This window comes from Arthrobacter sp. 05T47, from assembly GCF_056395825.1.
The window spans coordinates 89,370-114,369 of the sequence record NZ_JBFTKG010000005.1 but is presented as its reverse complement, the minus strand read 5'-3'; the positions used below and the strand labels follow the sequence as shown (position 1 = coordinate 114,369).

22 protein-coding genes and 1 tRNA gene are annotated in these 25,000 nt (G+C 66.4%); 12 read left to right on the top strand and 11 right to left on the bottom strand.

Going from position 1 to position 25,000, the window contains the following annotated elements:
• Positions 1-168: 168 nt before the first annotated feature.
• Genes AC1DEY_RS06750 through AC1DEY_RS06740 form a run of 3 tightly spaced genes read right to left on the bottom strand, consistent with a single transcriptional unit; the run spans position 169 to position 2,430 of the window.
• Positions 169-912 carry a hypothetical protein gene (locus AC1DEY_RS06750; protein WP_476867270.1) on the bottom strand — a complete coding sequence of 248 codons (744 nt, stop codon included), beginning with the start codon at positions 910-912 and terminating at the stop codon, positions 169-171.
• Between the two features lie 43 nt (positions 913-955).
• Positions 956-1,687: a hypothetical protein gene (locus tag AC1DEY_RS06745; protein ID WP_476867269.1), complete on the bottom strand. Its 732-nt coding sequence runs from the start codon at positions 1,685-1,687 to the stop codon at positions 956-958.
• A complete protein-coding gene (locus AC1DEY_RS06740) occupies positions 1,684-2,430 on the bottom strand; it encodes a hypothetical protein (protein ID WP_476867268.1) in 747 nt (248 codons plus the stop codon). Before AC1DEY_RS06740 ends, AC1DEY_RS06745 begins: the two co-directional genes overlap by 4 nt.
• Positions 2,431-2,707: 277 nt before the next feature.
• On the opposite strand from AC1DEY_RS06740, the gene AC1DEY_RS06735 reads away from it, so the two are divergent.
• Both AC1DEY_RS06735 and AC1DEY_RS06730 read left to right on the top strand, forming a co-directional pair.
• Positions 2,708-4,375, top strand: coding sequence for an ABC-F family ATP-binding cassette domain-containing protein (locus AC1DEY_RS06735; protein ID WP_476867267.1), 1,668 nt, complete (start codon positions 2,708-2,710; stop codon positions 4,373-4,375).
• Positions 4,372-6,285, top strand: coding sequence for an ABC transporter ATP-binding protein (locus tag AC1DEY_RS06730; RefSeq protein WP_441409930.1), 1,914 nt, complete (start codon positions 4,372-4,374; stop codon positions 6,283-6,285). The genes AC1DEY_RS06735 and AC1DEY_RS06730 overlap by 4 nt, the downstream gene beginning before the upstream one ends.
• A gap of 72 nt (positions 6,286-6,357) precedes the next feature.
• Here the strand turns inward: AC1DEY_RS06730 and AC1DEY_RS06725 are convergent, their stop codons facing one another.
• The 3 genes from AC1DEY_RS06725 to AC1DEY_RS06715 form a co-directional block, all read right to left on the bottom strand.
• Positions 6,358-6,777, bottom strand: coding sequence for an NUDIX hydrolase (locus AC1DEY_RS06725; RefSeq protein WP_476867266.1), 420 nt, complete (start codon positions 6,775-6,777; stop codon positions 6,358-6,360).
• Positions 6,774-7,295, bottom strand: a complete 522-nt coding sequence (locus AC1DEY_RS06720) for a DUF6314 family protein (protein ID WP_476867265.1) — start codon at positions 7,293-7,295, stop codon at positions 6,774-6,776. The genes AC1DEY_RS06725 and AC1DEY_RS06720 overlap by 4 nt, the downstream gene beginning before the upstream one ends.
• 1 nt (position 7,296) lies before the next feature.
• A tRNA-Arg gene (locus AC1DEY_RS06715) sits at positions 7,297-7,369 on the bottom strand.
• 84 nt (positions 7,370-7,453) lie between these two features.
• On the opposite strand from AC1DEY_RS06715, the gene AC1DEY_RS06710 reads away from it, so the two are divergent.
• Positions 7,454-8,275 carry a DUF998 domain-containing protein gene (locus AC1DEY_RS06710; protein WP_476867264.1) on the top strand — a complete coding sequence of 274 codons (822 nt, stop codon included), beginning with the start codon at positions 7,454-7,456 and terminating at the stop codon, positions 8,273-8,275.
• A gap of 95 nt (positions 8,276-8,370) precedes the next feature.
• Here AC1DEY_RS06710 and AC1DEY_RS06705 read toward each other — a convergent pair whose 3' ends face one another.
• Positions 8,371-9,966: a chitinase gene (locus AC1DEY_RS06705; protein ID WP_476867263.1), complete on the bottom strand. Its 1,596-nt coding sequence runs from the start codon at positions 9,964-9,966 to the stop codon at positions 8,371-8,373.
• Positions 9,967-10,485: 519 nt separating this feature from the next.
• Between AC1DEY_RS06705 and AC1DEY_RS06700 the strand changes: the two genes are divergently transcribed.
• The 3 genes from AC1DEY_RS06700 to AC1DEY_RS06690 are packed head-to-tail and all read left to right on the top strand — an operon-like array spanning position 10,486 to position 14,562.
• On the top strand, positions 10,486-12,519 hold the full coding sequence (locus AC1DEY_RS06700; RefSeq protein WP_476867262.1) for a glycosyltransferase family 2 protein: 2,034 nt from the start codon (positions 10,486-10,488) through the stop codon (positions 12,517-12,519).
• Entirely contained in the window at positions 12,516-13,043 is a 528-nt protein-coding gene (locus AC1DEY_RS06695) for a DUF7793 family protein (protein WP_476867261.1), read from the top strand. Before AC1DEY_RS06700 ends, AC1DEY_RS06695 begins: the two co-directional genes overlap by 4 nt.
• Positions 13,033-14,562 (top strand): putative bifunctional diguanylate cyclase/phosphodiesterase, encoded by a 1,530-nt coding sequence (locus AC1DEY_RS06690; protein ID WP_476867260.1) that lies wholly within the window; start codon positions 13,033-13,035, stop codon positions 14,560-14,562. Before AC1DEY_RS06695 ends, AC1DEY_RS06690 begins: the two co-directional genes overlap by 11 nt.
• Before the next feature lie 163 nt (positions 14,563-14,725).
• Here the strand turns inward: AC1DEY_RS06690 and AC1DEY_RS06685 are convergent, their stop codons facing one another.
• On the bottom strand, positions 14,726-14,875 hold the full coding sequence (locus AC1DEY_RS06685) for a hypothetical protein (protein ID WP_164468567.1): 150 nt from the start codon (positions 14,873-14,875) through the stop codon (positions 14,726-14,728).
• Positions 14,876-15,084: 209 nt separating this feature from the next.
• Here AC1DEY_RS06685 and AC1DEY_RS06680 point away from each other — a divergent pair, with 209 nt between their 5' ends.
• The gene (locus AC1DEY_RS06680) at positions 15,085-16,110 is read left to right on the top strand and encodes a hypothetical protein (RefSeq protein ID WP_476867259.1); all 1,026 of its coding nucleotides are present in this window, start codon (positions 15,085-15,087) and stop codon (positions 16,108-16,110) included.
• Between the two features lie 181 nt (positions 16,111-16,291).
• Here the strand turns inward: AC1DEY_RS06680 and AC1DEY_RS06675 are convergent, their stop codons facing one another.
• Complete coding sequence (locus AC1DEY_RS06675; protein WP_476867258.1) at positions 16,292-16,942, bottom strand: hypothetical protein; 651 nt, start codon at positions 16,940-16,942, stop codon at positions 16,292-16,294.
• A gap of 102 nt (positions 16,943-17,044) precedes the next feature.
• Between AC1DEY_RS06675 and AC1DEY_RS06670 the strand changes: the two genes are divergently transcribed.
• From AC1DEY_RS06670 to sucD, 4 genes are all read left to right on the top strand, one after another.
• Positions 17,045-17,899 (top strand): inositol monophosphatase family protein, encoded by an 855-nt coding sequence (locus AC1DEY_RS06670; protein WP_441409938.1) that lies wholly within the window; start codon positions 17,045-17,047, stop codon positions 17,897-17,899.
• 265 nt (positions 17,900-18,164) lie between these two features.
• Positions 18,165-20,690: a DNA helicase PcrA gene (gene pcrA, locus AC1DEY_RS06665; protein WP_476867302.1), complete on the top strand. Its 2,526-nt coding sequence runs from the start codon at positions 18,165-18,167 to the stop codon at positions 20,688-20,690.
• A gap of 399 nt (positions 20,691-21,089) precedes the next feature.
• Positions 21,090-22,259, top strand: coding sequence for an ADP-forming succinate--CoA ligase subunit beta (gene sucC, locus AC1DEY_RS06660; protein ID WP_441409939.1), 1,170 nt, complete (start codon positions 21,090-21,092; stop codon positions 22,257-22,259).
• Between the two features lie 12 nt (positions 22,260-22,271).
• Positions 22,272-23,174, top strand: a complete 903-nt coding sequence (gene sucD / locus AC1DEY_RS06655; protein ID WP_018776033.1) for a succinate--CoA ligase subunit alpha — start codon at positions 22,272-22,274, stop codon at positions 23,172-23,174.
• Between the two features lie 200 nt (positions 23,175-23,374).
• On the opposite strand, the gene AC1DEY_RS06650 is transcribed toward sucD, so the two are convergent.
• Both AC1DEY_RS06650 and AC1DEY_RS06645 read right to left on the bottom strand, forming a co-directional pair.
• Entirely contained in the window at positions 23,375-23,857 is a 483-nt protein-coding gene (locus AC1DEY_RS06650) for an SRPBCC family protein (RefSeq protein WP_476867257.1), read from the bottom strand.
• Complete coding sequence (locus AC1DEY_RS06645) at positions 23,854-24,216, bottom strand: ArsR/SmtB family transcription factor (RefSeq protein WP_441409941.1); 363 nt, start codon at positions 24,214-24,216, stop codon at positions 23,854-23,856. The genes AC1DEY_RS06650 and AC1DEY_RS06645 overlap by 4 nt, the downstream gene beginning before the upstream one ends.
• A 260-nt stretch (positions 24,217-24,476) precedes the next feature.
• Between AC1DEY_RS06645 and AC1DEY_RS06640 the strand changes: the two genes are divergently transcribed.
• Entirely contained in the window at positions 24,477-24,881 is a 405-nt protein-coding gene (locus AC1DEY_RS06640; RefSeq protein ID WP_476867256.1) for a tautomerase family protein, read from the top strand.
• Positions 24,882-25,000 lie beyond the last annotated feature (119 nt).

Below are 25,000 nucleotides of genomic sequence, written 5' to 3'. Positions count from 1 at the left end.
CCGTTAAGCAGGCTGAGTGGGAGCGGTCCTTGCGGACCGCTACCACTCATCCCCCCAATGGCGCTTGGACGACTGCCTCTGCTTCGCACGGCTGACTTCCGTACACGAAGCGATTGCCGCTTTCACACATTCATGATTCTTTCACGGTCTAATGATTTTGTGAATGGCCTACCCGTTGTTCTTGCGCAATGTTGCGCGAGCGTTACCAGTTTTCTTTGCGGCGAGCCCGGAAGCCCAGAACAGTCCCAGGCCCAGGACATACCCCAGGACGGCCGAATAGTTGATGGTTTGCTGCACGAGGATCCAGTCCTCCGGGGCAAAGGAGGCGGGGAAGCTCAAGGCTGTGGCGAGGGCGCCCATGCACGTCATGACTGCCCCGGCACGCACCAGCCGCGGCAGGGGGCTTCTGGCGGTGGCCAGCAATGCCGGGAGCAGGGCCAGGGAGACGAAGGCGGGATACGTGCGGCCGGCCGCGGCGTAGAACGGCGCCAGGGCGGCGTTGTGTCCACCGTTGTCGGTGATGCCCAGCATGCCGACCGAGGACCCGCGGGTGTCCATAAGGAAGAAAATTACCGCCACTGCGGCAGCGCTGAGGGCCAGGGCCCAGCCCCCGGCCGGGCCCGCAATGAGGCGGTAGCCGCGACCGTCTGCCAGTCCTTTCGCGACGCGCAGACCGACCAGCAGGACCGCCGCGAACACGAGGAAACGCAGGAGCAGGTGGGCAAGGTTCCATCCCCCCAGAGCCGCGTCGATTGCCTCATAGGGGCCGGGGACCGAGAGCAGGCTGCACAGGGTCGCAAGGAACAGGATCCAGAAAACGGTCCTGTTCCGCCCGTGGATCGCATCCGGGACGCGGAGGAGGAACACCACGGAACAGATGATCAGCGTCCCCCATTGGAGGGTTGCAATCATTCCGGGTACCCCCACATGGCTCGCCTGCCCAGCCGAACGACTCTCAGGTCAGGCCAGCTTGCTTCTTAGTCGCCCGCATAGCAAGCGCCTTCGCCAGCCAGATCAAGGAAAGCCCAAGGACCAGGCACAGAACGGCCGAGTAGTTGAGGACGAACCGCATGAATCCGAGTGACGGGGGAATGACCGGGGACAGAAGGCTCAAGGAAATAGCCACGGTACCCAGCGCCAGCAACCCCGCGCTGAACCGCACCAGGGCCGGGAGGCCGCTGCGGAGGGTCCGCACCATCGCCGGAAACAGGGCCAGGGTTATGTACGCCGGATAAAGCCGCCCGGCGGCCCCGTAATACTCCACCAAGGCGGCATTGCGCTCATCCTTGGCGAACACCGTGACCAGCCCCGCCGAGGATCCGGCGGTGTCCATCATGAGGAAGACCGCTACCACCACAGCCGAGGCGGCTACGGCGACCGCGATGCCGACAGGGCCGGTGATCAGCCGCAGGGCGTCGTCCGCGCTGAATCCCCGGGCCACCCGGAACCCCAGGAAAAAGATGGCGGCGAAAATGACGAAGCGTAGCACGAGATTGGCGACGTTCATGCCTCCGAGGGCTCGGTCCACGGCCACATAGGGCGCCTCGATGCTGAGCAGGATCGCCAGGGTCATGAGCGCGAAGATGGAGAACAGGGACCGGTTCTGCCCACGGAGGGCGTACGGCAGGCGGGCCAGCGTGACCACGCAGCACACTGCCAGCGTGGCCCACTGCAGGATCGCGATCATCCGAGGTTCTCCCAAATTTTTTCTGTTTGTGCCTGCTCGTGCTCCTGGCGCCGCAAGGACTTTCCGAGCGCCTGGAGCCGCTCTCCGGCCAGGGCGCTAAGGTCTCCGTCGGAGAGGGAATCCAAGGCGGCCTGCTTCGCCCCCTGCGTCCAGCCGGCCTCTTCCTCGGTTATCAGGCCCGTGGCGACGAACCCGCCCGTGAATCCTACGCCCGCCGCGCGGGCTGTCGCGACCGCCAGTTCGGGGGACAGCCTGTTGGCGGTGAGCTGGGCCGAGTAATTTTGCGGCGCCACGCCGGTGGCGGCAGAAACCCGGTGACGCAACTCACCGTCGTCGATCGCGTCCACCCAGTTCCGGACTGATGTGGCATGCGGGGCGGGGGACAGTGCGCGGGTCATGGAGCTGCCGTGGTCACCATAGCCGCCGTACGCGGGGGAGGAGCGTGAAATGACGGCGCGCAGCAGATCCATGGTGGCCACCTGGCTGACGAGTTCGGCCGGGGTTGGCGGCTGCGGCGCGGTGGCCAGCTCGGCATAGTGGTCGAAGGACGCCAGTTCCGCCAGCGGACTTAGATCCAGGGCCCGGCTGATGCTGACCAGGGTGGTTTCGGCCACCTTCCCGCGCACCAGCTGCTGGGCAAATGTGGTGCGCTTGATGCCGGAAATCCTGCAGATATCGGCCGTGCTCTCCGTCGGAGCAACGCGATGAAGCCAGAGTTGGAACGCCTTAGCGGGTAATGGCATCTATGGCTTCCTGCGGAGTCGATGGGCAGTGTGGGTACTGGCACTCGGTGGGGCAGCGGCGGTCGAGGCGGGAGATGGCGGCGGTGTGGCGCAGCGGGCTGGGATTTTACGTGAGGTCCTAATTCAACTATGCTAAATGGTCGAACCCGCTGGTCCGTACACCCCCCAAGTCCGGACCGGCGGGTTCTTCTATGCCCGGCTGCTTTTCGGCCTGCCGGGACGGGCGGGTTCTGCCCGTCGGGGCGGTCCGTTTGGGCCGCAGTGAGAGGATGAACTAATGACTGCAACCCTTGTTGCCAAGGACCTTTCCGGTGGTCACGATCACCGCACCCTCTTCTCAAAGCTGTCCCTGACCGTAGCTCCCGGTGACGTAGTGGGCGTCGTCGGCGCCAACGGTGCCGGCAAGTCCACGCTGCTGCGCCTGCTCGCCGGCGTCGACGAACCTCAGGAAGGCACAGTAAGCCTGGCCCCGGCCGACGCCTTTGTGGGCTGGCTGCCGCAGGAACACGAGCGGATTGCCGGCGAAACGGTCGCCGGCTACATCGCCCGGCGCACGGGCTGCGCGCAGGCCACCCTGGAAATGGAGTCCACCGCAGAAGCACTGGGCTCCGGCGCTCCCGGCTCCGACGACGCCTACTCGCTGGCTTTCGACCGCTGGATGGCCTCCGGCGCAGCCGACCTGGAAGACCGCATCCCGCCGGTCCTGGCGGACCTTGGCCTCGATGTGGGGCCCGACGCCGGAATGACCGGCCTGTCCGGCGGCCAGGCGGCCCGCGTGGCGCTCGCCGCGCTGCTCCTGAGCCGCTTCGACGTCGTACTGCTGGACGAGCCCACCAACGACCTGGACCTCAACGGCCTGGCCAAGCTGGAGGCGTTCGTGCAGGGACTGCGCGGCGGCGTCGTCCTGGTCTCCCACGACCGCGAGTTCCTCTCCCGCTGCGTCACCACGATCGTGGAGCTGGACCTGGCGCAGAACTCGGTGGCGGTCTACGACGGCGGCTACGAGGCGTACCTGGAGGAACGCGCCGTCGCCCGCCGGCACGCCCGGGAACGCTACGAGGAGTACGCCAACACCAAGGCCGACCTCGTTTCCCGGGCCCGGACCCAGCGCGAATGGAGCTCCCAGGGCGTCCGGAACGCCATGAAAAAGAACCCGGACAATGACAAGATCCGGCGGGCGGCCAGTACCGAGTCCTCCGAAAAGCAGGGCCAGAAGGTCCGGCAGATGGAGTCCCGCATCGCCCGGCTCGAAGAAGTCGAGGAACCGCGCAAGGAATGGCAGCTGCAGTTCAGCATCGGGGCGGCCCCCCGGTCCAGCTCGGTGGTGGCCACCCTGCGGGGCGCCGTCGCGCAGCAGGGCGGGTTCACCCTGGGCCCGGTGAACCTGCAGCTGAACGCGGGCGAACGGATCGGGATTACCGGCCCCAACGGTGCCGGCAAATCCACCCTGCTCCGGCTCCTGCTCGGCGTCCAGCAGCCCGACTCCGGCGATGCCTCCATGGGTGCGTCCGTGGCCATTGGGGAGATCGACCAGGCACGCGGCCTGCTGGCCGGCGATCTGCTGCTGGGCGACGCCGTCGAGGCCGTCCTGACGGAGCAGACTCCGGCGGAAGTGCGCACCCTGCTGGCCAAGTTCGGCCTCAAGGCCGATCACACCAACCGGCCCGTCGACTCCCTGTCTCCGGGGGAGCGGACCCGGGCCGCCCTGGCGCTGCTGCAGGCCCGCGGCGTGAACCTGCTGGTGCTGGACGAACCCACCAACCACCTCGACCTGCCCGCCATTGAGCAGCTCGAGGAAGCCCTCGACAGCTACGACGGCGCGCTGCTGCTGGTCACCCACGACCGCAGGCTGCTCGAAAACGTCCGCCTGGACGCCCGCTGGAACGTCGAAAGCGGCGTCGTCACCGAACTGCACGCCGATGCCCCGAAAGGCAGCACCACATGAGCATGGACCGGGTCGCCTGGAGCTCCCTCTACAACATCACCCGCGCCTCCAGCGGGTCCAAGCCGTTCTCCAAGGAGACGCTGAAGCGCGTCTTCAGCTTCGCCCGCCCGCACCGCGGCAAGCTGATCGCCTTCGTGCTGCTGTCCATTGTGATGGCCTTCCTGGCTGTTGCCACCCCGGTCCTCGCCGGGCAGGTGGTCGACGAGATCATCGCCCATGCCGAGGCCTCCACAGTGATCTGGCTTGCTGTCCTGATCGCCATTGTGGCGGTGGCCGAGGCGGGGCTGGGCCTCGTGACCCGCTGGCTGTCCTCCACCATCGGTGAAGGCGTGATCGTGGACCTGCGCACCAAGGTCTTCGACCACGTCCAGAAAATGCCGATCGCCTTCTTCACAAGGACCCGGACCGGGGCCCTGGTCAGCCGGCTGAACAATGACGTCATAGGGGCGCAGTCGGCCTTCGCCGGCACGCTCTCGGGCGTGGTCAGCAATGTCGTGGCCCTCGCCCTGACCCTTGCGGTGATGCTCAACAAGTCCTGGCTCGTGACGGTGCTCGCCATGATCCTGCTGCCGATCTTCCTGATCCCGGCCCGCCGAATGGGCTCCAAGCTGGCCGACCTGCGGCGCGAAGCCGCCGAACACAACGCCACCATGGGAACCCAGATGACCGAGCGCTTCTCCGCGCCCGGCGCCACCCTGGTCAAGCTCTTCGGCCGCCCCGACGAGGAATCCCGCGAGTTCGCCCTGCGGGCCGGCCGGGTCCGGGACATCGGTGTCCGCACCGCCATGCTGCAGTTCACCTTCGTCACGGCGCTGACTCTGGTCTCGGCCCTGGCCCTGGCGCTGGTCTACGGCCTGGGCGGCTGGCTCGCGCTGGCCGGGCAGCTGAACGCGGGCGACGTCGTCGTGCTGGCACTGCTGCTCACCCGCCTCTACGCGCCGCTCACGGCCCTCTCGAGCGCGCGGGTGGAGGTGATGAGCGCCCTGGTCAGCTTCGAGCGTGTCTTTGAGATCCTGGACCTCAAGCCGCTCATCCAGCAGAAGCCAGACGCCGTGGCCTCCCCGCCCGGTCCGCTCTCGGTGGAGTTCGACGACGTCCGCTTCGCCTACCCCTCGGCGGACAAGGTCTCGCTGGCCTCCCTGGAGGACGTGCTGACCCTGGACACCCGCGGCGGCGAGGAAGTGCTGCACGGCATCAGCTTCCGGGTGGAGCCCGGGCAGACGGTGGCCCTGGTCGGCTCTTCCGGCGCGGGCAAGTCCACCATCGCCCAGCTCCTCTCGCGCCTGTACGACGTCGACTCCGGCGCGGTCCGCTTCGGCGGCACCACGCCCGGCACGGACGTGGACGTCCGCGACCTCACGTTCGACTCGATGCGCGCGACCCTCGGCATGGTGACGCAGGACGGCCACCTGTTCCATGAGAGCATCGCCTCCAACCTGCGCCTGGCCCGCCCCGAGGCCACCGACGAGCAGATGTGGGATGCGCTGCGGCGCGCCCGGCTCGAAGACATGATCCGGTCCCTGCCCGAGGGCCTGGACACGGTGGTGGGGGAGCGCGGCTACCGGCTCTCCGGCGGCGAGCGGCAGCGCCTGACGATCGCGCGCCTGCTCATCGCGCAGCCCCGGGTGGTCATCCTCGACGAGGCCACCGCCGCGCTGGACTCCACCAACGAGGCCGCCGTCCAGGAGGCGCTGGGCGCCGCGCTGGAAGGCCGCACCGCCGTAGTGATCGCCCACCGGCTCTCCACAATCCGGGCAGCCGACGCGATCCTGGTGGTGGAGGACGGCTCGATCGTGGAGCGCGGGACACACAAGGAACTCCTCGCCGCCGAGGGCCGCTACGCGGAGCTGTACCGCACGCAGTTCTCCGAGGCCACCGCGGTTGCCCAGGAAGCCGTGCCCGGGTACTGAGCCGCGGTACTGGGCCGGTGTACTGGGCCGGTCTACTGGGTCGCGGTACCGAGCCGCGCGACCGGGCCCCCGCTACCTGTGCTGGTGGGCTGACGGTTTGGCGGACAGCGCCGGCAGCACATGGTCTGTCAGGAGCGGGGCCAGGTCCCCGGGAAGCTCGGCGGCCAGGTCGAGCCACCGGATCTCGGCGATTTCCGCCGATGGCCGGGCACTCCACACCCCCGGCGCCGTGAAGACGGTGGCCTCGATCTGGGTGGCAGCCTCGTTGGCGGCGTCCGCCACCCAGCAACCCAGCAGGTCCAGCCGGTCCGGGGCCAGCACAATCCCCACTTCCTCCCGGAGCTCACGCGCCGCCGCCTGGGCAGCGGTTTCGCCGGCCTCCGGTTTGCCGCCGGGATGCATGAACTTGTCCGTGCCCCGTTTGCGGACGGTCAGGAGGCGTCCGGAGCGGTCGAAAACGCAGACGGCGGAGACGACAATGCGGGGGTTCATTCGACACCCCTGAGGTTTGGTCCTGCGTCTGGGCCTGCTTTCAGCCGATGCAGGACGGACTCCAGCAGCTGGTCCTTGGCGGGCCCGGTGACGTCCCAGCGGTAGCCGCAGTCGTCCGGTCCGAGGACCTGGTAGCTCACGCGGTACGTGTCGGGGTCACACCAGTGCACGTCGCGGTTGGCCTGCCCGGAGAAGCCCATGCGGTGGAAGGGGCGGCCGTCGGGGAAGTACACGTCCAGGACCTCCGGCGTGTCCGCGGACCGCAACAGGTATTCCCGGCTGGCCGGCCCGGTGAAAGGCGCGCCGCTGAAAGAGGTCCAGTGCACGGTGCCCTCTTCACGCCACACCAGGCCGCCGTCGTCGAGGTCCGTGAAGCGCACGACGCCGATGAAGGTTCCGCTGATCCCGGTGCTGCGGTCCAGCAGGGTGCGGTCGACGGACCAGGAGCCACGCAGGTAGGCGCGGAGGTCAAAGTCCGGACCCGTGTCCGGGGTTTCGTCCGGGGCAGGAATGTTCAAGTGCCCTCGATTGGAATCGAACCAACGACACCGGCTTTAGGAGAGCCGTGCTCTATCCACTGAGCTACGAGGGCGGGCGTCCGCAGCCCGGCCCAGGGCCGGTCCGGTCGGACACGGATATAAGCATACAAGGTGAGCGCGCGTACTACGCTCTTGGCATGACCGCAGGAACCACCGAGCTTTCCGCCGGCGCCCTCTACTACCCCGATGTGGCCGCGACCCGGTTTTACGTCGGGGCCCTGGCGAAGCTGAGCGTGCTGCAGTATTTCGTGGCTGAATCGGCGGTGATCGGCGCCTGGGCGGGCGCAGAACCCTACAGCCGCCGCACGGGGTACATCAGCGACCTCGGCGCCGTGTCCTGCGGGGACTTCTCTGGCCGGGACGTCTGCTCGCCGGCGCATCTGCTGATGAACGCATCGTTTGTGATCCAGGGCCTGGGCATGATCGTCGGTGCGCTCCTGCTTGGCTCGGCGCTCATGTGCTGTGCCGCGCGGGCCGGCGTGCCCGTCAGGCACGGCGGCGTGCAGGGCGGCGTGCACGGCCGGATGCACGGCCGGATGCCGGGCCGGGGGCGCTGGGGAGCGGGGGTGGTCGCCGCGGGCGCCGCCCGCCTCCTGACCGGCACCGCCGGGGCGGGAACGATCATCGTGGGCCTGGTGCCCGAAGACACGGGATCGGGCTGGCATGTCGCCGGCGCCCTGATGTACTTCGCAGCCGGGGCCCTGGCGCTGCTGGTCCTCGGCTGGCTGTGGCTCAGGCAGACGCCGCTCGGGTGGTTCATCGTGGCCTGCGGCATCGTGTCCTCGGCGGCACTCATCGCAGGCGGCCTGACAGGCATGCACGTGCCGGAACCAGGCACCCTGGAGCGGCTCATGGGCTACCCCATTACGCTTGGCGTCGCCGCGGCAGGCCTGGTCCTCGCCCAGCGGGTCCAGCACGAACGCACGCTTCGCAAGCGGGCCCGCGCCCAGACGGGCTGAGGCGGACCCGCTGAGATCGACGCCCTTAGGGCGCCGGTTTAGTGGCGTCGGTCTATTGGCGCCGGTCTATTGGCGCCGGACTATTGGCGCCGGCGCTAGGGTGCGGTCGCCGTAGGGGTCGCGCTCGCGCTGGGCACCGCCGTCGCCTTGCCCATGATCTTCAGCAGTTCCTCGTCCCGCAGCTTTGACCACGGCGACTCCGGCGATCCCTGCAGCGCAGCCTCGGGGCTGTCGGTCTGGGTCCACCATTTGGCCTCGAAGACCCGGCCCTCGAAGAGCACGCGGTCGCCCTTGCGGTAGACCGTGGCCGGCTGCCACGCCGGGGCCGTGCCGGCCGGTGCCGTCAGCTGCGGCGTCGGACGGTCTGCGGCCAGCACCGGGCCGATGATGCGCCACGGGGTCGCGGTGCCCTGCAGGACGGGGTCATCCGGGGTGTCGGCGCGGGTCCACCATTTGGCCTCGTACACGTTGGAGTGCCACACGACCCGCTCACCCGCGGCATAGGCGGTGGTCTCGGACCACACCGGGTACGGGCTGGTGGAGGGGTTGTCACTGACGGCCGGCGCCGGCGTCGATGCAGCCGCGGCGGCGGGTGAGGCCGAGGAGGTGGCCAGGACGCCCGCTCCCAGGATCGTGGCGAAGGATGAGCTGCCCTGGTCCACGCCGCTGCAGCCATCGGAGACCTTCGTGACGTCCGGGAAGTTCTGGCTGCAGGTGCGGTCACGGTTCAGGGACCACATGGAGAGACGGCCGATGCCGCGGGAACTGGCGAAGGCGCTGAGTTCCTTCGCGTCCTGGAGGGTGAAAATTTCCCCGGCGACGTCGTTCTGGCCGATCATCGGTGTCAGTCCGACTTTCCGCCAGACGGTCTCGCTGCCCAGCTCGGTGCCGGCGGCCCGGTACAGCCCGGTCAGCTGCCGGTGGGTTGCTTCCGCGGCGGACACCGCGTTCTCGTACATCGACCGGCCGGCCAGCCTGCTCCCGCCATAGTCCATGGTCATCGCGTTCACCCCGGCGAGGTCCACCCCGGCGGTGATCATCCTTGTCACGGCGTCGCTGCCCGCCGTCGTGAGGCCGTTCGGATCCGCCGGCAGCGTCAGCCAGACGCTCAGGGACTTCCCGTCGCGCTGGCGGTCCTGCTGGAGCGCGGCGACCGCCACGGAACGCCGTTCAAGGGCTGCCGGGTCCGCGAGGGCCTCGCCTTCGACGTCCAGATCGATGCTGCCGACGTCATAGCGGTCGACGACGGTCCGGTAGGCCGCCTTCAGCTTGGCCGGATCGGTGCACGTGACGGCGAGTTCCTGGTTGGCCAGACCGCCGAAGGACACCGCCACGGTGCCGCCAAGTTGCTGAAGGCGAGCCACTCGCCGGTCCAGATCCAGCGAGGATGCGGCGTCGGCGAGGGAGTAGGCGGCGCCCCAGGACGGCGTGCACGCATCCTTGGGATCAGCGACGACGAAGGACAGCACCACCTTTTCGGCTTCCTTGGAGGCCGGGGCCTCGAAGGCGTACCGGGGCGTCGCCGTGACGTCGACGTAGCCCGAGAAGACGGACGGAATGGCCTCGGCCGCCCGGACGTCCTGGAAGTTGCCCCATGCGACCACGCCGCTGGCTGCGGCAGCCGCCACGGCAGTGATCAGCACGCCCAGCCGGACAACCGATAGTTTGCGGCCTGGGAATCGTTCGGACACAGGGCCCCCCTTGTGCGTTTTTTGGTGAGCGGCCGGGCACGCGCCGGCAGCCGGTATCAGCTCGTGTAATTTCCGGGGTGTCTGATGTCCGGCAAGCGTCTGACCTTGCATTATCATAAGGGCACTCACCGGAACATTCCGGTGCGGCGTGCGGGTTTTGCCGTAGGCGCGCGCCAATATGCCGACTTTGCAGTCTTATGGGGACTAATGCCAGATCAGCTTGACTTGCCGCGCGTGGATGCCGAAAGTGTGACCACCGAACAAAAGGGCGCGGTCCGGCGCCGTCAATGGGGGTCCGAGCGTCGTTCGGAGCCACTGTCAATAGTTCACCCGCGACCGTCCAGGCGCAAAATAATCCTTGGCCGCCTGGGAATTCTCACGACGCTGGCGGCGTGGGTTTCCTACGTCATTTCCACCATTCTGAAAGAGCTTGCTGACAACCCGAACGCGGGTTTTAGGTTTCAGTTTGAGACGGTTTCCTATCTGGTCGTCGTAACATTCCTGACGTTTTCTGCACTTATGTATCTTTTGGCCAGGCAAGGGGCCCTTTATCGCTTCCGCGACCATTCACGGGTTCCGCGCGGCGAGCTGGACCGCCACTTCGCCGACTACTCCGAGGGCATCACGGTCCTGGTCCCCTCCTACGCCGAAGAACCCCAGGTGGTTCGCGCCACTCTGTGGTCCGCCGCACTGCAGGAATTTCCTGATCTCAAGGTGGTGCTGCTGCTCGATGACCCACCGCACCCCTCGGACCCGGGCGATCTTGCCCGGCTGGAAAAGACCAGGGCGCTGACCGCCGAGATTGCCGCCGAGCTCAGCGTCCCGGCCGCGCGGTTCAACGCCGCGCTCGCCGCCTACCGGCTCCGGGAAAAGGCCGGCGGGAACGGCCCGGCGGCTGAGCTGGCCCTGCTGATCTCCGAATATGAGGCCGCCGCCCAATGGCTTGAATCGATGGCCGCCGCCGAAACAGTGGAGGACCACGTCGACGAGTTCTTCGTCGACCTCGTCCTCATGGGCCTGGCCCGTGAGTTGCGGCTCGTGCTCGTGGGCCTGAACGCTGCCTTCGTGCAGCAGACCTCACCGCCGCGGTCGCGGATCGAAGAGCTGTACCTCCGGCTGACCTGGATCTTCAACGTCGCCACGGAGACGTTTGAACGCAAGAAGTACTCCAGCCTTTCCCATGAGGCGAACAAGGCCATGAACCTCAACGCCTACATTTCGCTGATGGGGCACACCTGGCACAAGGAGACCACCGCCGACGGCGTGGTCCTGCGCAAGGCGCCGGCCGGCGTCGGCCCTGACCTGGACAGCGACTTCATGGCGGTCCGTGACACGACCTACCTGTTGACGCTCGACGCCGACTCGCTGCTTCTGCGCGATTACTGCCTCCGGCTGGTCTACTTCCTGGAATCGGCCGGCAACGAGCGCGTGGCGGTCACCCAGACGCCGTATTCTTCCTTCCGCGGAGCCCCCACCCGCATCGAGCGGGTCGCCGGGGCCACCACCGACCTCCAGCACATCCTGCACCAGGGCATGACCTACTACGGTGCAACCTTCTGGGTGGGCGCCAACGCCGTCATCCGCAAGAACGCCCTGGAGGACATCGTCGAGGTCGAGAGCACCGGTGGCTTCGAGATCCGGACTTACATCCAGGACCGGACGGTCATCGAAGACACGGAATCGAGCATCGACCTCGGCCAGCACGGCTGGACACTGGTGAACTATCCGGAGCGGCTCAGCTACAGCGCCACGCCCCCGGACTTCGGCTCCCTCGTGGTCCAGCGCCGGCGCTGGGCGAACGGTGGCCTGCTGATCCTGCCCAAGCTGTGGGTCCAGCTCCGCCAGCACCGCTCCGAGCGCCGGGCGATCCTGTTCAGGGAAGTGCTGCTGCGGGTGAACTACATGGCGTCGATCGCCTGGGCCAGCTTTGGCCTCGTCTTCCTCCTGGCGTACCCCTACGACAGCCGGCTGCTGAGCCCCATCGTGTTCCTCGCGGCCCTGCCGTACTTCCTCGCCATGGGCAGCGACCTGCGTGACTGCGGGCACCGTTTCACCGACATCTTCCGGATCTACGGCTTCAACCTCGTGCTGCTGCCGGTTAACCTTGCCGGCGTGCTGAAATCGCTGCAGCAGGCCGTCACGGGCGACAAGATTCCCTTCGCCCGCACTCCCAAGGTCAAGGACCGCACCGCCGCCCCGGCCATCTACGTCCTCACGCCGTACGCGATAGTCGTGTTCTCGCTGCTGACCGTGTGGCGGGACGCCCAAATGGGCAACTGGGGCAACGTCGCTTTCGCCTCCCTCAATGCCGTGCTTGCCGCCTTCGCGATCCACGCCTACATCGGTGTCTTCAACTCCGCGGTGGATGTATTCCTCGGGGTGGTTAACTGGCTGTATGTCAGCCCCCGGCCCAAGACAGTGAAGGAGAGCCCTGTGATAGCCAAGACAGCCGAGGAAATCGACTGGGAAACGATTCTCTATCACGGTGACCGCCGGCTGAACCGTGACCTCCGGGGTTCCACGGACCGCCGCCGTCGAATTGCGGTCCGATGACGCTGGAGGCCCTGGCCGGGCCGGACGAGCGGCCGCCCGCGGACCGGTTGCAGGCGATGGCTGCGGACCGGTTGCCAGCGATGGCGGCCGGCGCAATCCTGGAGGCGGCGGCTGAAGCCGCGGTCCCGGCGGTCGATGGGGCCTTCACGAACGGCATTGCCGCCCGCGCCATCGGCGTGCGGATGATCGACGGCGGAATCATCGAGGTCCTGCTGCCTCCAAACGAAGAAATCGAAGGGCCGGAGGCCCGCGTCGCCGGCGAGGCCGTCCGTGCACTCGCCGCGGGCCGGCGGGTGCCGGTGCTCCTGGTGATTACCGGCGTCGTCGGTGTCAGCATTGAGGCGCGGCAGGTCTACAGCGGTTCCATCGCGGCGACGGCCTTCGCCCTGGTGGGCGAGAGCCCCGTGGACCGGGTCATTGCCCACTACCTCCTGCGCTCCAAAAGCGAGACGATCCCGGCGCAGTTCTTCACCTCTGAACCCGCCGCCGTCGAATGGCTAAGGCAGTATGCCCGTGAAGAATGACGCGCCGGACCCCAGGCTGCACGCCCTCGTGGAGGGCATTGTGCGGATCGCCGGCGGCGATCTGAGCACCAGGATTCCCCATTCCGGGGCCCGCGACGACGTTGCCGCCGTCATCGCGGGCATCAACCTGATGGCCGATGACCTGCAGACCATCTACCAGGAGCTGGAGGAACGGGTCGAAAGCCGCACTGCCATGCTGCGCGAGGCGCAGGTGGAACTCGAACGCATGGCCTTGACCGACCCCCTGACCCAGCTCGCCAACCGCACGGCCCTGAATTCGGTCCTGAGCCATGCCCTGGCGGAGTCCTCCCGCGGCGAGATGCCGCCGGCGCTCCTGATTCTCGACCTCGATTCCTTCAAGGGCATCAACGACACCCTGGGGCACAGCGCCGGCGACGACGTCCTGCGGGTCATCGCGCGCCGGCTCCAGGACGCGGTCCGCGAGACTGACACGGTGGCCCGCCTCGGCGGCGACGAATTCGCCATCATGCTGCCGAAGTCCAACCTGGTCCGGGCGCGCAGGGTGGCGAACAGGATCCTCGCCGCGCTCAACGAGAGCCTCGACGTCGGGGACCTGAAAATCACGTGCGGGACGAGCATCGGCCTCCGGATTGCAGAACCCGGTCAGAGCGTCGATGACCTGGTCATGGAGGCCGACACCGCCATGTACGCCGCCAAGGCGCAGCCGCACAGCAGCATCAAAGTCTTCGAGCCGGCTCTGTTGTACGCGCGCCGGCTGCAGAGCGTCATGATTACCGAAATGCGCGAAGCCATCCGGCAGGACCAGCTGACCTTGCATTACCAGCCGGTGGTGGACCTCGTCTCGGGCCGAATCGAAGGCGTCGAGGCGCTGGTCCGGTGGAACCACCCCGAGCGCGGCCTCCTCATGCCGGACCAGTTCATCCCCCTCGCCGAGGAAACCGGCATGATTGTGGACCTGGGACACTGGGTGCTGCGCAATTCCGTGCGTCAGTTGCGGGCGTGGCAGCAGGAACTGCAGGTGGACAGCACGTTCAACGTCCGCGTCAACATTTCCACCACCGAGCTGCAAAATCTCGAACTGATCGAACATGTGCGCGACATCCTCAGGGAAACCGGCGTGGATGCCTCAAACCTGATCGTGGAGCTGACGGAGTCCATGGCAGTCAATGGAGGGGACGTCGACCAGTATTCGCTCAACGGCCTGCGGCGTCTCGGCGTGCAGCTGGAGATCGACGACTTCGGAACCGGCTATTCGTCCATCAGCTACCTGCGCAAGCTGCCCGTGAACGTGGTCAAGATCGACCGGAGCCTCATCAGCGGCCTGGGCGACGACGAGCAGCAGCGGGACTTCGTGGCCGCCGTGCTGCACCTCATCCACGCCTGCGGGCTCAAAGCGCTGGCCGAGGGGATCGAGACACCGGAKCAGGCCCAGGTGCTCCGTGAGATGGGGTGCGGCAGCGGCCAGGGCTACTACTTCGGCCGGCCGGCCCCGGCGGCCGACATTGTGCAATTGATAAACCGCAATAAGTCCGAATAAACGCGCTGGCAGGGACGGCTGCGGTTGGCTCTTTGTCCTGGGCTCTTTTGTCCTGGGCGTCGCATTAGGTTGGCTGTGATGCGGGCTAAACCGTCTACCCAAATAGAAATGCGGCGGGCTCCGGACATAATGCCCGGTGCCCGCCGCAGCCGTTCCGTATCCGTTAGTTCTTCGGAGTGGAGTTCGGCCACCAGCCAACTGCTACAACAGAGCCCTGGCTCGAACCGCTGGAGGCAGAGACAGCTGCCGAGGCGGACAGGCCGGCGCCGGCGAGTGCACCGGCGACGAGGAGCGTTGCAAGGATTTTCTTCATTTGAACTCCTGATACGTAAGAGGCTGATGTGACTCATGTGATACAGGCCTAGTATAGGGGAAAAGGACACGCCACAAGGTAACAATTCATGATGAATTGTGATCAAGTGTGATATCTGCACTTATGGGGTGAATCTTGCGTGAACCCTGCGGAGGTCCTTCTTGCGTGGCTGGTTCGTTTCCGCTCCCGCGGCAACGGATAATTGAGGCATGCAACGAAACTCAGTTTCGCCTTCCTACGCCGCCGCAGAGCTGCAGGCCCGGGAATATCGAACCAGCCACGACTTCGGTCGTGCGGCCAGCAGTGCGCAGATGGCCTCGGAAATCGCGAGGAACGACGGCGATCTGACGGCTGCCTGGGGAATGAGGCTCTTTCAGGCGGAGAATCTGCTCGACGCCGGCGACTTTGAGGCCTGTGCGGTACTTGCCGCCGAGTTGGTGGTCAGCGCCCCCGGCGCCCCGGCGGAAGATGCCCGCGGCAAAGCAAATATTCTGCTCGCAAAAGCCAGGCAAGGCGCAGGCATGCTGGGGCAGGCGGCCGACGCAGCGCGAACGGCAGCGAGTCTGTCCTGGGGTGCGGGTGACGTGGAGAATAACGTCAAAGCCCGGCAGGCGCTCATCGCGGCGCTCGCCGAAAGCGGCAGCTTGGAGGAGGCCTGGAACGAGAGCCTCCTGCTGGCTGACGATATATCCAACGAGGTCGATGACCAGTTGGTCGGAAAGGCCTACTGGGTTATCGGCAATGTTGCGTTCCTCTGCAACAAAGTGAAGGAGGGGCTTGAGTATCACGAACTCGCGGCGGAAACGTTCTCTCCGGCGCGAAATCTTGATATTTGGGCCAAATTCAACAAGGCGTCGGCCGCCATGCGGCTTGCCGCCGATGTTGCGGACGCGGACACGCTGCGCTGCATCGAACGCGCTGAGTTGGCCACCGACGTCATCGGCGGCACCGAAGAAGATCACATACTGCTCAAACTAAACCGTGGCCACTGGAATTTTCTGGCTGGGGACCAAAAAGCGGCTGTCGACACTCTTGGGAGCATCTTCCCGGTCCCCGAGAAAACGTCGCCGCAGATTCTGGGCGAGGCATATCTGTTGCTGGGCCGGTCTCATGCCGCTTTGGGAAATGGGGCCGAAGCCCGGAGGCACCTGCTGGAAGCCGCGGACCACTTTGAGAAGGCGGGGGCCCCGCAGCGTGCGGAGCAGGCCCTGGAGTTCCTGACAGACGCGCACTGACCTTGCACTGAGCCGGAGCCGCGCTTGGACATGCCCTCTGGCTGCTGTAGCTCCCCGGGGGACATGCCCTTCGGCTGTGATGAGGAGTGGACATAGTGCCCCTGTGCCCAGCGTTCGCCGCTAAGACTGGACATGTCCCGCGCTCGAGGCGTGGTGCAGGGGAAATGCCCAGTGCTCGGGACTAGGACTGGACATGTCCCGCGGCGGAGGAACCATCAGCGCCCTTGCGGCCGAGGAAGACGGCCGCGGCGCCAGCGACCAGGCTCAGCGCCAGGAGCACCCAGCCAGCCACGGTGAGCGTGGACGCCAGGGCGACCTGCCCGCCGTCGAGGGTGTTCGCGGACATCATTCCATCGATTACCGTGTTGCCCCACAGCCGGACGACAGCAAAGAGCAGCGGAAGGGCCCATAGTGCCCAGCGCAGTGATTTACGGGCCACGTTGGTGCCGATCAGCAGCAGCCATGTGAAGCCAAAAATCAGCGGGAAGAGCATGCCGGCCGTCTTGTGGACGTAGCTCAGCTGGCCCCGGGCGTCGGAGTCCATGGCCGCGCGCAAGCGCTCCACGAATCCTTGGTCGAAGCCGCCGACCAACGAATCGGGCATGGCCTGGCCGCCCGACAATTGGGTGAGCTGGTCGAGGGTGAGGAGGTGCAGGTACCAGAACAGGAACAGGCTGGCCACAACGCCGGCGATCACAATCAGATTGCTGTTGCCCTGCGCCTTCTGCGGGGTCCGCGCGGTGGTCGGATTGATCACCGGGGGGAGATGGTGCTGGGGGACCGCCGCGTTAGCGCCGTGCTTCTTGATCCGCTGCGCGGGTGTCTTGGCCATGGCTCCATTATCGCCCGTCCCAAGCAGCTGCCCGCGCCGCCTCCCGCGCCGGCTGCCCGCGCCGGCTGTTCACTGCCAACGGGCGCCGATAGTCTGGGACGCGTGACCGAACTAGGAAAACACCGGCTTGGCCGGCACAGCACCGCAGATCTCGACCCGTCGCTGGATGACTATCAACTCGCCGAGGCCCTGGTCCGCGAGGCCGGAACCCTGGCGCTGCTGATGCGGCAGGCCGGCCTTGAGGGCAAGCAGAAAACGTCGGTCTCGGATGTGGTCACGGCCGCCGACCACGCCGCCGAGTCCTACGTGCTGGAACAGCTTCGGCGCTGCCGGCCCGACGACGCCGTCCTGGGCGAAGAAGGCGCCTCCGTGGCGGGCAGCAGCGGACGGACCTGGGTCATCGACCCCGTGGACGGGACCTACAACTTCCTGCACGGATCCACCTACTGGTGCTCGGCCATTGCCCTGAAGGATTCATCCGGCGCAGGCCTCGGAGCCATCTTCCAGCCCGAGGAGGACAAACTCTGGCTCGGCGGCACCTCCCGGGCGGCGACGCTCAACGGCGAAAAACTGGTCTCGTTCCTCCCCGACGCATCCGGCAAGGGGCGGTCTGACGCCCCCGTTTCTGAACTCGGCGCGGCAACGTACATCCACCCGACGTGGCTTGCCGATCCCATGTGCGCCATGCCGTGGCACGCGGCAGCGACGTCGGCGGCCTCGCTGCGCATGTTCGGGTCCGGCTCCTGCGACCTCGGCCGTGTGGCAGACGGGCAGCTCGACTGCTGGTTCCAGCACAGCTGCCCCGAGTGGGACTGGCTGCCCGGCAAGGCCATCGTCGAGGCGGCCGGCGGCGCAACCGACGTCGTGCGGGTCAACGGCCTCGACTGGTTCATAGCGGGAGGCACGACGGCGGTGCGCCAGTTGCGCGCAGCTCTCACCTCCGGCCAGGTCGGCTAGGCTCCCTGGCTGCAGGACCCGGCCGGGGGACATGCCCATTCTTCGCGGCCATGACTGGGCTTAAGGGCATTGTGTCCACTCAGCTGGGGTGGCGGGGGACATGTGCATTCCGAGCCCGTGATGTGTCCGGGGGACATGCTCATTCTTCGCGTTCAGGGCTGGGCATAAGGGGATTATGTCCACTGGGCGCGGGCAAGGGAGGGCATGTCCGGGGGCGCGGACTCCGCTGTCAGTGGCACCGCCTAGACTTGTTAACACCATGGATATGTTGTTTGACCCTTACGCCGACGGACCCTTCCAAGCTGCCCCCAGGACGGCGACAGCCACAAAATCGTCTCTCGGAACAGGCCCGGCAGCGGTGGGATCCACCCCCGGCTGGGACCCGAACAGCCACGAGGGCGGCCACGAAGGCGGCCATGAGGGGGACCGGCATGGCCCGCGGCACCCGAACGCCAGCGAACTGCTCGAGGGGCTGAACCCCGAGCAGGAAGAAGCGGTTAAACACGCCGGCAGCGCCCTGCTGATTGTTGCCGGTGCGGGATCGGGCAAGACCCGTGTGCTCAGTAACCGGATCGCCCACCTGATCGCCACAAGGCGGGCGCATCACGGCGAGATCCTGGCCATCACCTTCACCAACAAGGCCGCGGCCGAAATGCGGGAACGGATCGAGGCACTGGTCGGCGGCCGGGCCAAGACCATGTGGATCTCCACCTTCCACTCCTCCTGCGTCCGGATCCTGCGCCGTGAGGCCAAGAATGTCGGGCTCAACTCCAACTTCTCGATCTACGACTCCGCGGACTCGCTGCGCCTGATCACCCTGGTCGCCAAGAACCTGGACCTCGATCCGAAGCGCTTCGCACCCAAAGCCATCCAGCACAAGATTTCCGCGCTCAAGAACGAGCTGATCGACGCGGACAGCTACTCCTCGAGCGCCAATCACAACGACCCCTTCGAGCAGGCTGTCGCCGAGGTCTTCAAGGGCTACACCCAGCGGCTGCGGCAGGCCAACGCGATGGACTTCGATGACCTGATCGCCGAGACCGTCTACATGTTCCGGGCGTTCCCGGCGCTCGCCGACTCGTACCGGCGCCGCTTCCGGCACGTACTGGTCGATGAATACCAGGACACCAACCACGCCCAGTACGCCCTGGTGCGCGAGATCGTCGGCGAGGGCCCCGACGCCGCCGAACTGACCGTCGTCGGCGACTCAGACCAGTCCATCTACGCCTTCCGCGGCGCGGACATCCGCAACATCGTGGAGTTCGAAAAGGACTACCCGGACGCCCGCACCATCAAGCTCGAGCAGAACTACCGCTCCACCCAGACCATCCTCAGCGCCGCCAACTCGGTAATCTCCCGCAACCCCAACCGGCCGGAGAAACGGCTCTGGACGGCCGAGGGCGACGGCGAAAAGATCGTCGGCTACGTCGGCGAGAACGAGCACGACGAAGCCCAGTTCATCGCGAAGGAAATCGACCGGCTGCAGGACGAGGGCAATCTGCGCCCCGGCGACGTCGCCATTTTCTACCGCACCAACGCCCAGTCCCGCTCGATCGAAGACGTCCTGGTGCGCGTGGGCCTGCCCTACAAGGTGGTCGGCGGCACCCGCTTCTACGAGCGCAAGGAAATCAAGGACGCCCTCGCCTACCTGCGGGTTCTGGTCAACCCCGACGACGACGTCAACCTCCGCCGCATCCTCAACGAACCCAAGCGCGGGATCGGCGACCGWGCCGAGGGCGCCGTCGCCTCCCTTGCCGAGCGTGACCGGACCTCCTTCATGGCCGCCGCCAGGCGCGCCGACGAAGCCCCGGGCATGGCGACCCGCTCCGTCAACGCGGTGCTGGGCTTCGTGAAACTCCTCGACGACCTCGCCGAGGTGGCCTCCGGCTCCGGTGCTGCCGCCGCCCTGGAAGCCGTGCTCGAACAGACCGGCTACCTTGCGGCCCTGCGCTCCAGCACCGACCCCCAGGACGAATCCCGGGTGGAGAACCTCGCCGAACTGGTCGCCGTCGTCCGGGAATACGAACGCGACAACCCCGAAGGCTCGCTCGGAGCCTTCCTGGAGCAGGTCTCCCTCGTGGCCGATGCCGACCAGATCCCGGACGCCCCGGCGGGGACCGCCGATGACCTGGCGGCCGCCGTCGCCGAAGCCAAGCGGCTCGGCGTCGTCACGCTGATGACCCTGCACACCGCCAAGGGCCTGGAATTCCCGGTGGTGTTCCTCACCGGCATGGAGCACGGGCTGTTCCCGCACCAGCGCTCCGCCACGGATCCCAAGGAACTGGCCGAGGAACGCCGGCTGGCCTACGTGGGCCTGACCCGGGCCCGGAAACGGCTGTACCTGACCCGCTCCGAGGTGCGCAGCATGTGGGGCCAGAGCCAGTACAACCCGGCAAGCCAGTTCATCGAGGAGATCCCGGCCGAGCTCGTCGAGTGGAAGCGGGAAGGCGCCAGCCGCCAGGGCGGCGGCTGGGGGAGCGGCACCGCGATCGGTTCCAGCCGGTACAGCGGATCATTCTGGGGCGCCGGGACAGCCCGCGGCGCCGGCGCCAGCCCGTCCGCAGGCTTCAACGCCGACGTCCCCGCGGCAGTGGCCAAGAACAGGGTCCAGCCGCAGAAGGAAATCGTCGCCGTCAGCGTGGGCGACAAGGTGAACCACACCAGCTTCGGCAACGGCACCGTCCTGGCGGTGGAGGGCGCCGGGGACAAGACGGTCGCCAAGGTGAAGTTCGACGTCGGCGAGAAACGGCTGCTGCTGCGCTACGCCCCCCTTACGAAGCTGGACGCCTAAGGGGAGCCGGTACTGGCCGGCGCGCTGCGAGCTGCAGCGGATCCACCTGCAGTTAGACCAGTTGCTGGTGGCACAACATCCGCCGGCGCCGCCCTTTCCCGTAGGTTACGAACGCTCATCCGTGAGGGCCGCGCAGGCCTCAGGCACGCCGTCGGACGCCCCAAAAACCGCGGAATCTAGGGGTTTTTCTACGCTCCATAGAATAGTGTCCTTACTCACATAACAGGTACTCTGGGACGGGCTGGTCCGATCAAAGGACTAGAGTTCCCAGAGGAGCATTGCGCCGTGTGGCTCGTTTCCAAGCTTGTCGCAGGGTGCGTTTATTCCGCAGCCCGGTAACCGCGAGTACGTGGGGTCCGGCTGTACAGAAACTACTTCGACGTAGAAGGACACTAAACCGTGGACCTGTTTGAATATCAGGCGCGCGATATGTTCGAGGCGCACGGTGTACCCGTGCTTGCTGGCATCGTGGCGCACACCCCTGAAGAAGCAAAGGCAGCTGCCGAGAAGATCGGCGGCGTTACTGTCGTAAAGGCGCAGGTCAAGGCCGGAGGCCGCGGCAAGGCCGGCGGCGTCAAGGTCGCCAAGAGCGCCGATGAGGCGCTTGAACACTCCACCAACATCCTCGGTATGGACATCAAGGGCCACACCGTCCACCGGGTCATGATCGCCCAGGGTGCGGACATCGCCGAGGAATACTACTTCTCCGTCCTTCTGGATCGGGCCAACCGCAACTACCTGGCCATGTGCTCGGTTGAAGGCGGCATGGAAATCGAGCAGCTCGCCGTTGAGCGTCCCGAAGCCCTGGCCAAGATCTCGATCGACCCGGCCGTGGGCATCGACCAGGCCAAGGCCGACGAAATCGTCGCCGCTGCCGGCTTCGCTGAAGAACTGCGCGGCAAGGTCGCCAGCGTAATCCTGAAGCTCTGGGACGTTTTCAAGAAGGAAGACGCCACGCTCGTGGAGGTCAACCCGCTGGTCCTGACCGGCGCCGGTGACATCGTTGCCCTCGACGGCAAGGTCTCCCTCGACGAGAACGCCGACTTCCGCCACCCCAAGCACGCCCACCTTGAAGACAAGGACGCTGCTGACCCGCTCGAGGCCAAGGCCAAGGCGCAGGACCTCAACTACGTCAAGCTGGACGGCGAAGTCGGCATCATCGGTAACGGTGCCGGGCTGGTCATGTCCACCCTCGACGTCGTTGCTTACGCCGGCGAGAACCACGGCAACGTCAAGCCCGCCAACTTCCTGGACATCGGCGGTGGAGCTTCCGCCGAGGTCATGGCAGCTGGCCTCGACGTCATCCTGGGCGACCCGCAGGTCAAGTCCGTGTTCGTCAACGTCTTCGGCGGCATCACCGCCTGTGACGCCGTCGCCAAGGGCATCGTCGGTGCACTGGCCGAGCTGGGCCACTCCGCGAACAAGCCGCTGGTAGTCCGCCTCGACGGCAACAACGTCGAGGAAGGCCGCCGCATCCTGGCCGAGGCCAACCACCCGCTGGTTACCCTGGCCGCCACCATGGACGAGGGCGCCGACAAGGCTGCCGAGCTCGCCAACGCAGCGAAGTAGAGGGACCGGACTATGTCTATTTATCTGAACAAAGACTCCAAGGTCATCGTCCAGGGCATCACCGGCGGCGAAGGCACCAAGCACACCGCCCTGATGCTCAAGGCCGGCACCAACGTCGTTGGCGGCGTCAACGCCCGCAAGGCCGGCACCACGGTCCTGCATGGCGACACCGAAATCACCGTCTTCGGCACCGTCAAGGAAGCCATGGCCGAGACCGGCGCTGACGTTTCCATCGTCTTCGTGCCGCCGGCATTCACCAAGGACGCCGTCGTCGAAGCCATCGAAGCCGGCATCGGCCTCGTCGTGGTCATCACCGAAGGCGTGCCGGTCCAGGATTCGGCCGAGTTCTGGGCACTGGCCCAGTCCAAGGTCGATGCCAATGGCAAGCAGGTCACCCGTATCATCGGACCGAACTGCCCCGGCATCATCACCCCGGGCGAGGCCCTGGTCGGCATCACCCCGGCCAACATCACGGGCAAGGGCCCCATCGGCCTCGTCTCCAAGTCAGGCACCCTGACCTACCAGATGATGTACGAACTGCGCGACCTCGGCTTCTCCACTGCCATCGGCATCGGCGGCGACCCGGTCATCGGCACCACCCACATCGATGCCCTCGAGGCGTTCGAAGCTGACCCGGAGACCAAGGCGATCGTCATGATCGGCGAAATCGGCGGCGACGCCGAAGAGCGTGCGGCCGACTACATCAAGGCACACGTCACGAAGCCGGTTGTTGGCTACGTGGCCGGCTTCACCGCCCCGGAAGGCAAGACCATGGGCCACGCAGGCGCCATCGTCTCCGGTTCCGCCGGCACCGCCCAGGCCAAGAAGGAAGCCCTCGAGGCTGCCGGCGTCAAGGTCGGCAAGACGCCGTCCGAGACCGCCAAGCTCCTGCGCGAGGTCTTCGCGACCCTCTAGGTCCGCAGCACCAAGCATCACAGCACCTCAGCAAGACAGCACCACAGCAACGCGGGGTCACCTACCGCCCATTCCACTGGTTGGGATGGGCGCGAAGTGACCCCGCGTTGCTGTGTTTAACGACGACGACGACTTTGAGTTCGACGGCGGCAGGCCACCTTCCCGGTGAAGGTGGCCTGACGGCGTCGTTCTTTGTTTTCCTAGACTTTTGCCCCGGCGAGGACTTCTTCGAGCCGTTCGTAGCCTTCGGACATGCCGGTCTCCATCCCGGACTGGGCCATGCCGTCGCGGGCCTCCATGCTGGGGTAGACCGCGCGGGCCGTCAGCCGGGTGCGCCCGCCGCCCAGATCCTGGAAGGTCAGGAACTCGATGCTGACCACGTCCGGGTAGCCGTCGAACTCGAAGGTCTGGATGGCGAACTCGTTCTCGCGAACCGTGTGGAAGACCCCGCTGAAGCCGTAGCGGGCGCCGTCCGGGGCAACGTGGTGGTACAGGTAGCTCCCGCCGGTGCGGAAGTCGTAGTGGCCGATCTCCATCCGGAGCCCTCGCGGGCCGAGCCACTGGGCAACGAGTTCGGGGTCCTTGTGGGCCCGGAATACCTCGGCTAGGGGGAAGTCGAACTCCCGCTCGAATTCGATAAAGGGCAGCCCCTCGGGGACCGTCAGTTTCAGTGCATTGCTCATGATGCATCCTTTGCCTGTGTGCCGCCCCGGGCGGCGCGGGTTTCAAGCACGGCGTCAAGGTTGCGGAATTGCCCCTCGCGGACCAGCCTGTACTGGTCGATCCATGCGGTGAGCGCTTCCAGCCGTGCTGGGTTCAGGTGCACGGGCCGGCGCTGGGCGTCACGTGTGCGCGTGACAAGCTGTGCCTGCTCCAGGACCTGGATGTGTTTCGAGACCGCCTGCTTGGTGATCGCGAATGGCTCCGCCAGTTCGTTGACGGTGGCCGGACCCCGGCTGAGCCGGGCAATGATGCGGCGGCGGACAGGATCGGCGAGGGCCAGGAAGGCCGCGTCGAGCTCGCCGTCGTCGCTGGAATCCATGGGTGGGTGCCTCCTCGTTATTGCCAAGGTATTCAACACTCGAGGTATTCAACGCATTCATTGATCAACCTCTAGATTGTTTACGGTACTCCTGGCGGCCTGCCTGCGCAATACCCCAACGCGGGGTCACGTAGCGCCCATTCCGGCGTCCGGGATTGGCGCTACGTGACCCCGCGTTGCTGTGTGCCGGGCAGGACATCCTTGCATGCCTTCGAATTACTTTGTTAGTATGTCAGGACAAACTATCGAAGGAGATGCGAGTGCCCCTCGTGCGAATTGACGTCAACCAAGGCCGCACCCCGGAACAGCTCCGTGGGCTCAGTCAGGGAATCCATGCTGCGATCGTGGCCGAATTCGGCATTCCGGAGCGCGACTACTTCCATGTGCTGACGGAACATCCCGCGGGGCAAATTGTCGCCCAGGACGCAGGGCTCGGCTTCGAGCGGACGCCGGATGTGGTGATGATCCAGATCTTCACCCAGGCCGGCCGCAGCCAGCCCACCAAGCAATCCCTGTTCGCCGCCATCGCCGACCGGCTGGCGGCCGCGGGGGTTGCCGGCGAGGACGTCTTCATCGGATATGTCGAAAATACCGCGGGGGACTGGTCGTTCGGCTTTGGCCAGGCCCAGTACGTCACCGGAGAACTCGGAGTCCCCGGCAAATAGTCGAAAAGGGCGCTTCTGTGGACGCTGCGGCGCCCGCGCTGCTGAGCCTTCCAGGCCCTCCGTGTCATGTTGTAAATATGTCAGTACAAACCTTTGACAGTACATAGATTCTAAGGCAA

Excerpts from the sequence above, each read along its gene's own strand:
- AC1DEY_RS06750 (WP_476867270.1), bottom strand. The coding sequence starts at position 912 with ATGATTGCAACCCTCCAATGGGGGACGCTGATCATCTGTTCCGTGGTG.
- AC1DEY_RS06745 (WP_476867269.1), bottom strand. The coding sequence starts at position 1,687 with ATGATCGCGATCCTGCAGTGGGCCACGCTGGCAGTGTGCTGCGTGGTC.
- AC1DEY_RS06740 (WP_476867268.1), bottom strand. The coding sequence starts at position 2,430 with ATGCCATTACCCGCTAAGGCGTTCCAACTCTGGCTTCATCGCGTTGCT.
- AC1DEY_RS06735 (WP_476867267.1), top strand. The coding sequence starts at position 2,708 with ATGACTGCAACCCTTGTTGCCAAGGACCTTTCCGGTGGTCACGATCAC.
- AC1DEY_RS06730 (WP_441409930.1), top strand. The coding sequence starts at position 4,372 with ATGAGCATGGACCGGGTCGCCTGGAGCTCCCTCTACAACATCACCCGC.
- AC1DEY_RS06725 (WP_476867266.1), bottom strand. The coding sequence starts at position 6,777 with ATGAACCCCCGCATTGTCGTCTCCGCCGTCTGCGTTTTCGACCGCTCC.
- AC1DEY_RS06710 (WP_476867264.1), top strand. The coding sequence starts at position 7,454 with ATGACCGCAGGAACCACCGAGCTTTCCGCCGGCGCCCTCTACTACCCC.
- AC1DEY_RS06700 (WP_476867262.1), top strand. The coding sequence starts at position 10,486 with ATGTATCTTTTGGCCAGGCAAGGGGCCCTTTATCGCTTCCGCGACCAT.
- AC1DEY_RS06695 (WP_476867261.1), top strand. The coding sequence starts at position 12,516 with ATGACGCTGGAGGCCCTGGCCGGGCCGGACGAGCGGCCGCCCGCGGAC.
- AC1DEY_RS06685 (WP_164468567.1), bottom strand. The coding sequence starts at position 14,875 with ATGAAGAAAATCCTTGCAACGCTCCTCGTCGCCGGTGCACTCGCCGGC.
- AC1DEY_RS06680 (WP_476867259.1), top strand. The coding sequence starts at position 15,085 with ATGCAACGAAACTCAGTTTCGCCTTCCTACGCCGCCGCAGAGCTGCAG.
- AC1DEY_RS06675 (WP_476867258.1), bottom strand. The coding sequence starts at position 16,942 with ATGGCCAAGACACCCGCGCAGCGGATCAAGAAGCACGGCGCTAACGCG.
- sucD (WP_018776033.1), top strand. The coding sequence starts at position 22,272 with ATGTCTATTTATCTGAACAAAGACTCCAAGGTCATCGTCCAGGGCATC.
- AC1DEY_RS06650 (WP_476867257.1), bottom strand. The coding sequence starts at position 23,857 with ATGAGCAATGCACTGAAACTGACGGTCCCCGAGGGGCTGCCCTTTATC.
- AC1DEY_RS06645 (WP_441409941.1), bottom strand. The coding sequence starts at position 24,216 with ATGGATTCCAGCGACGACGGCGAGCTCGACGCGGCCTTCCTGGCCCTC.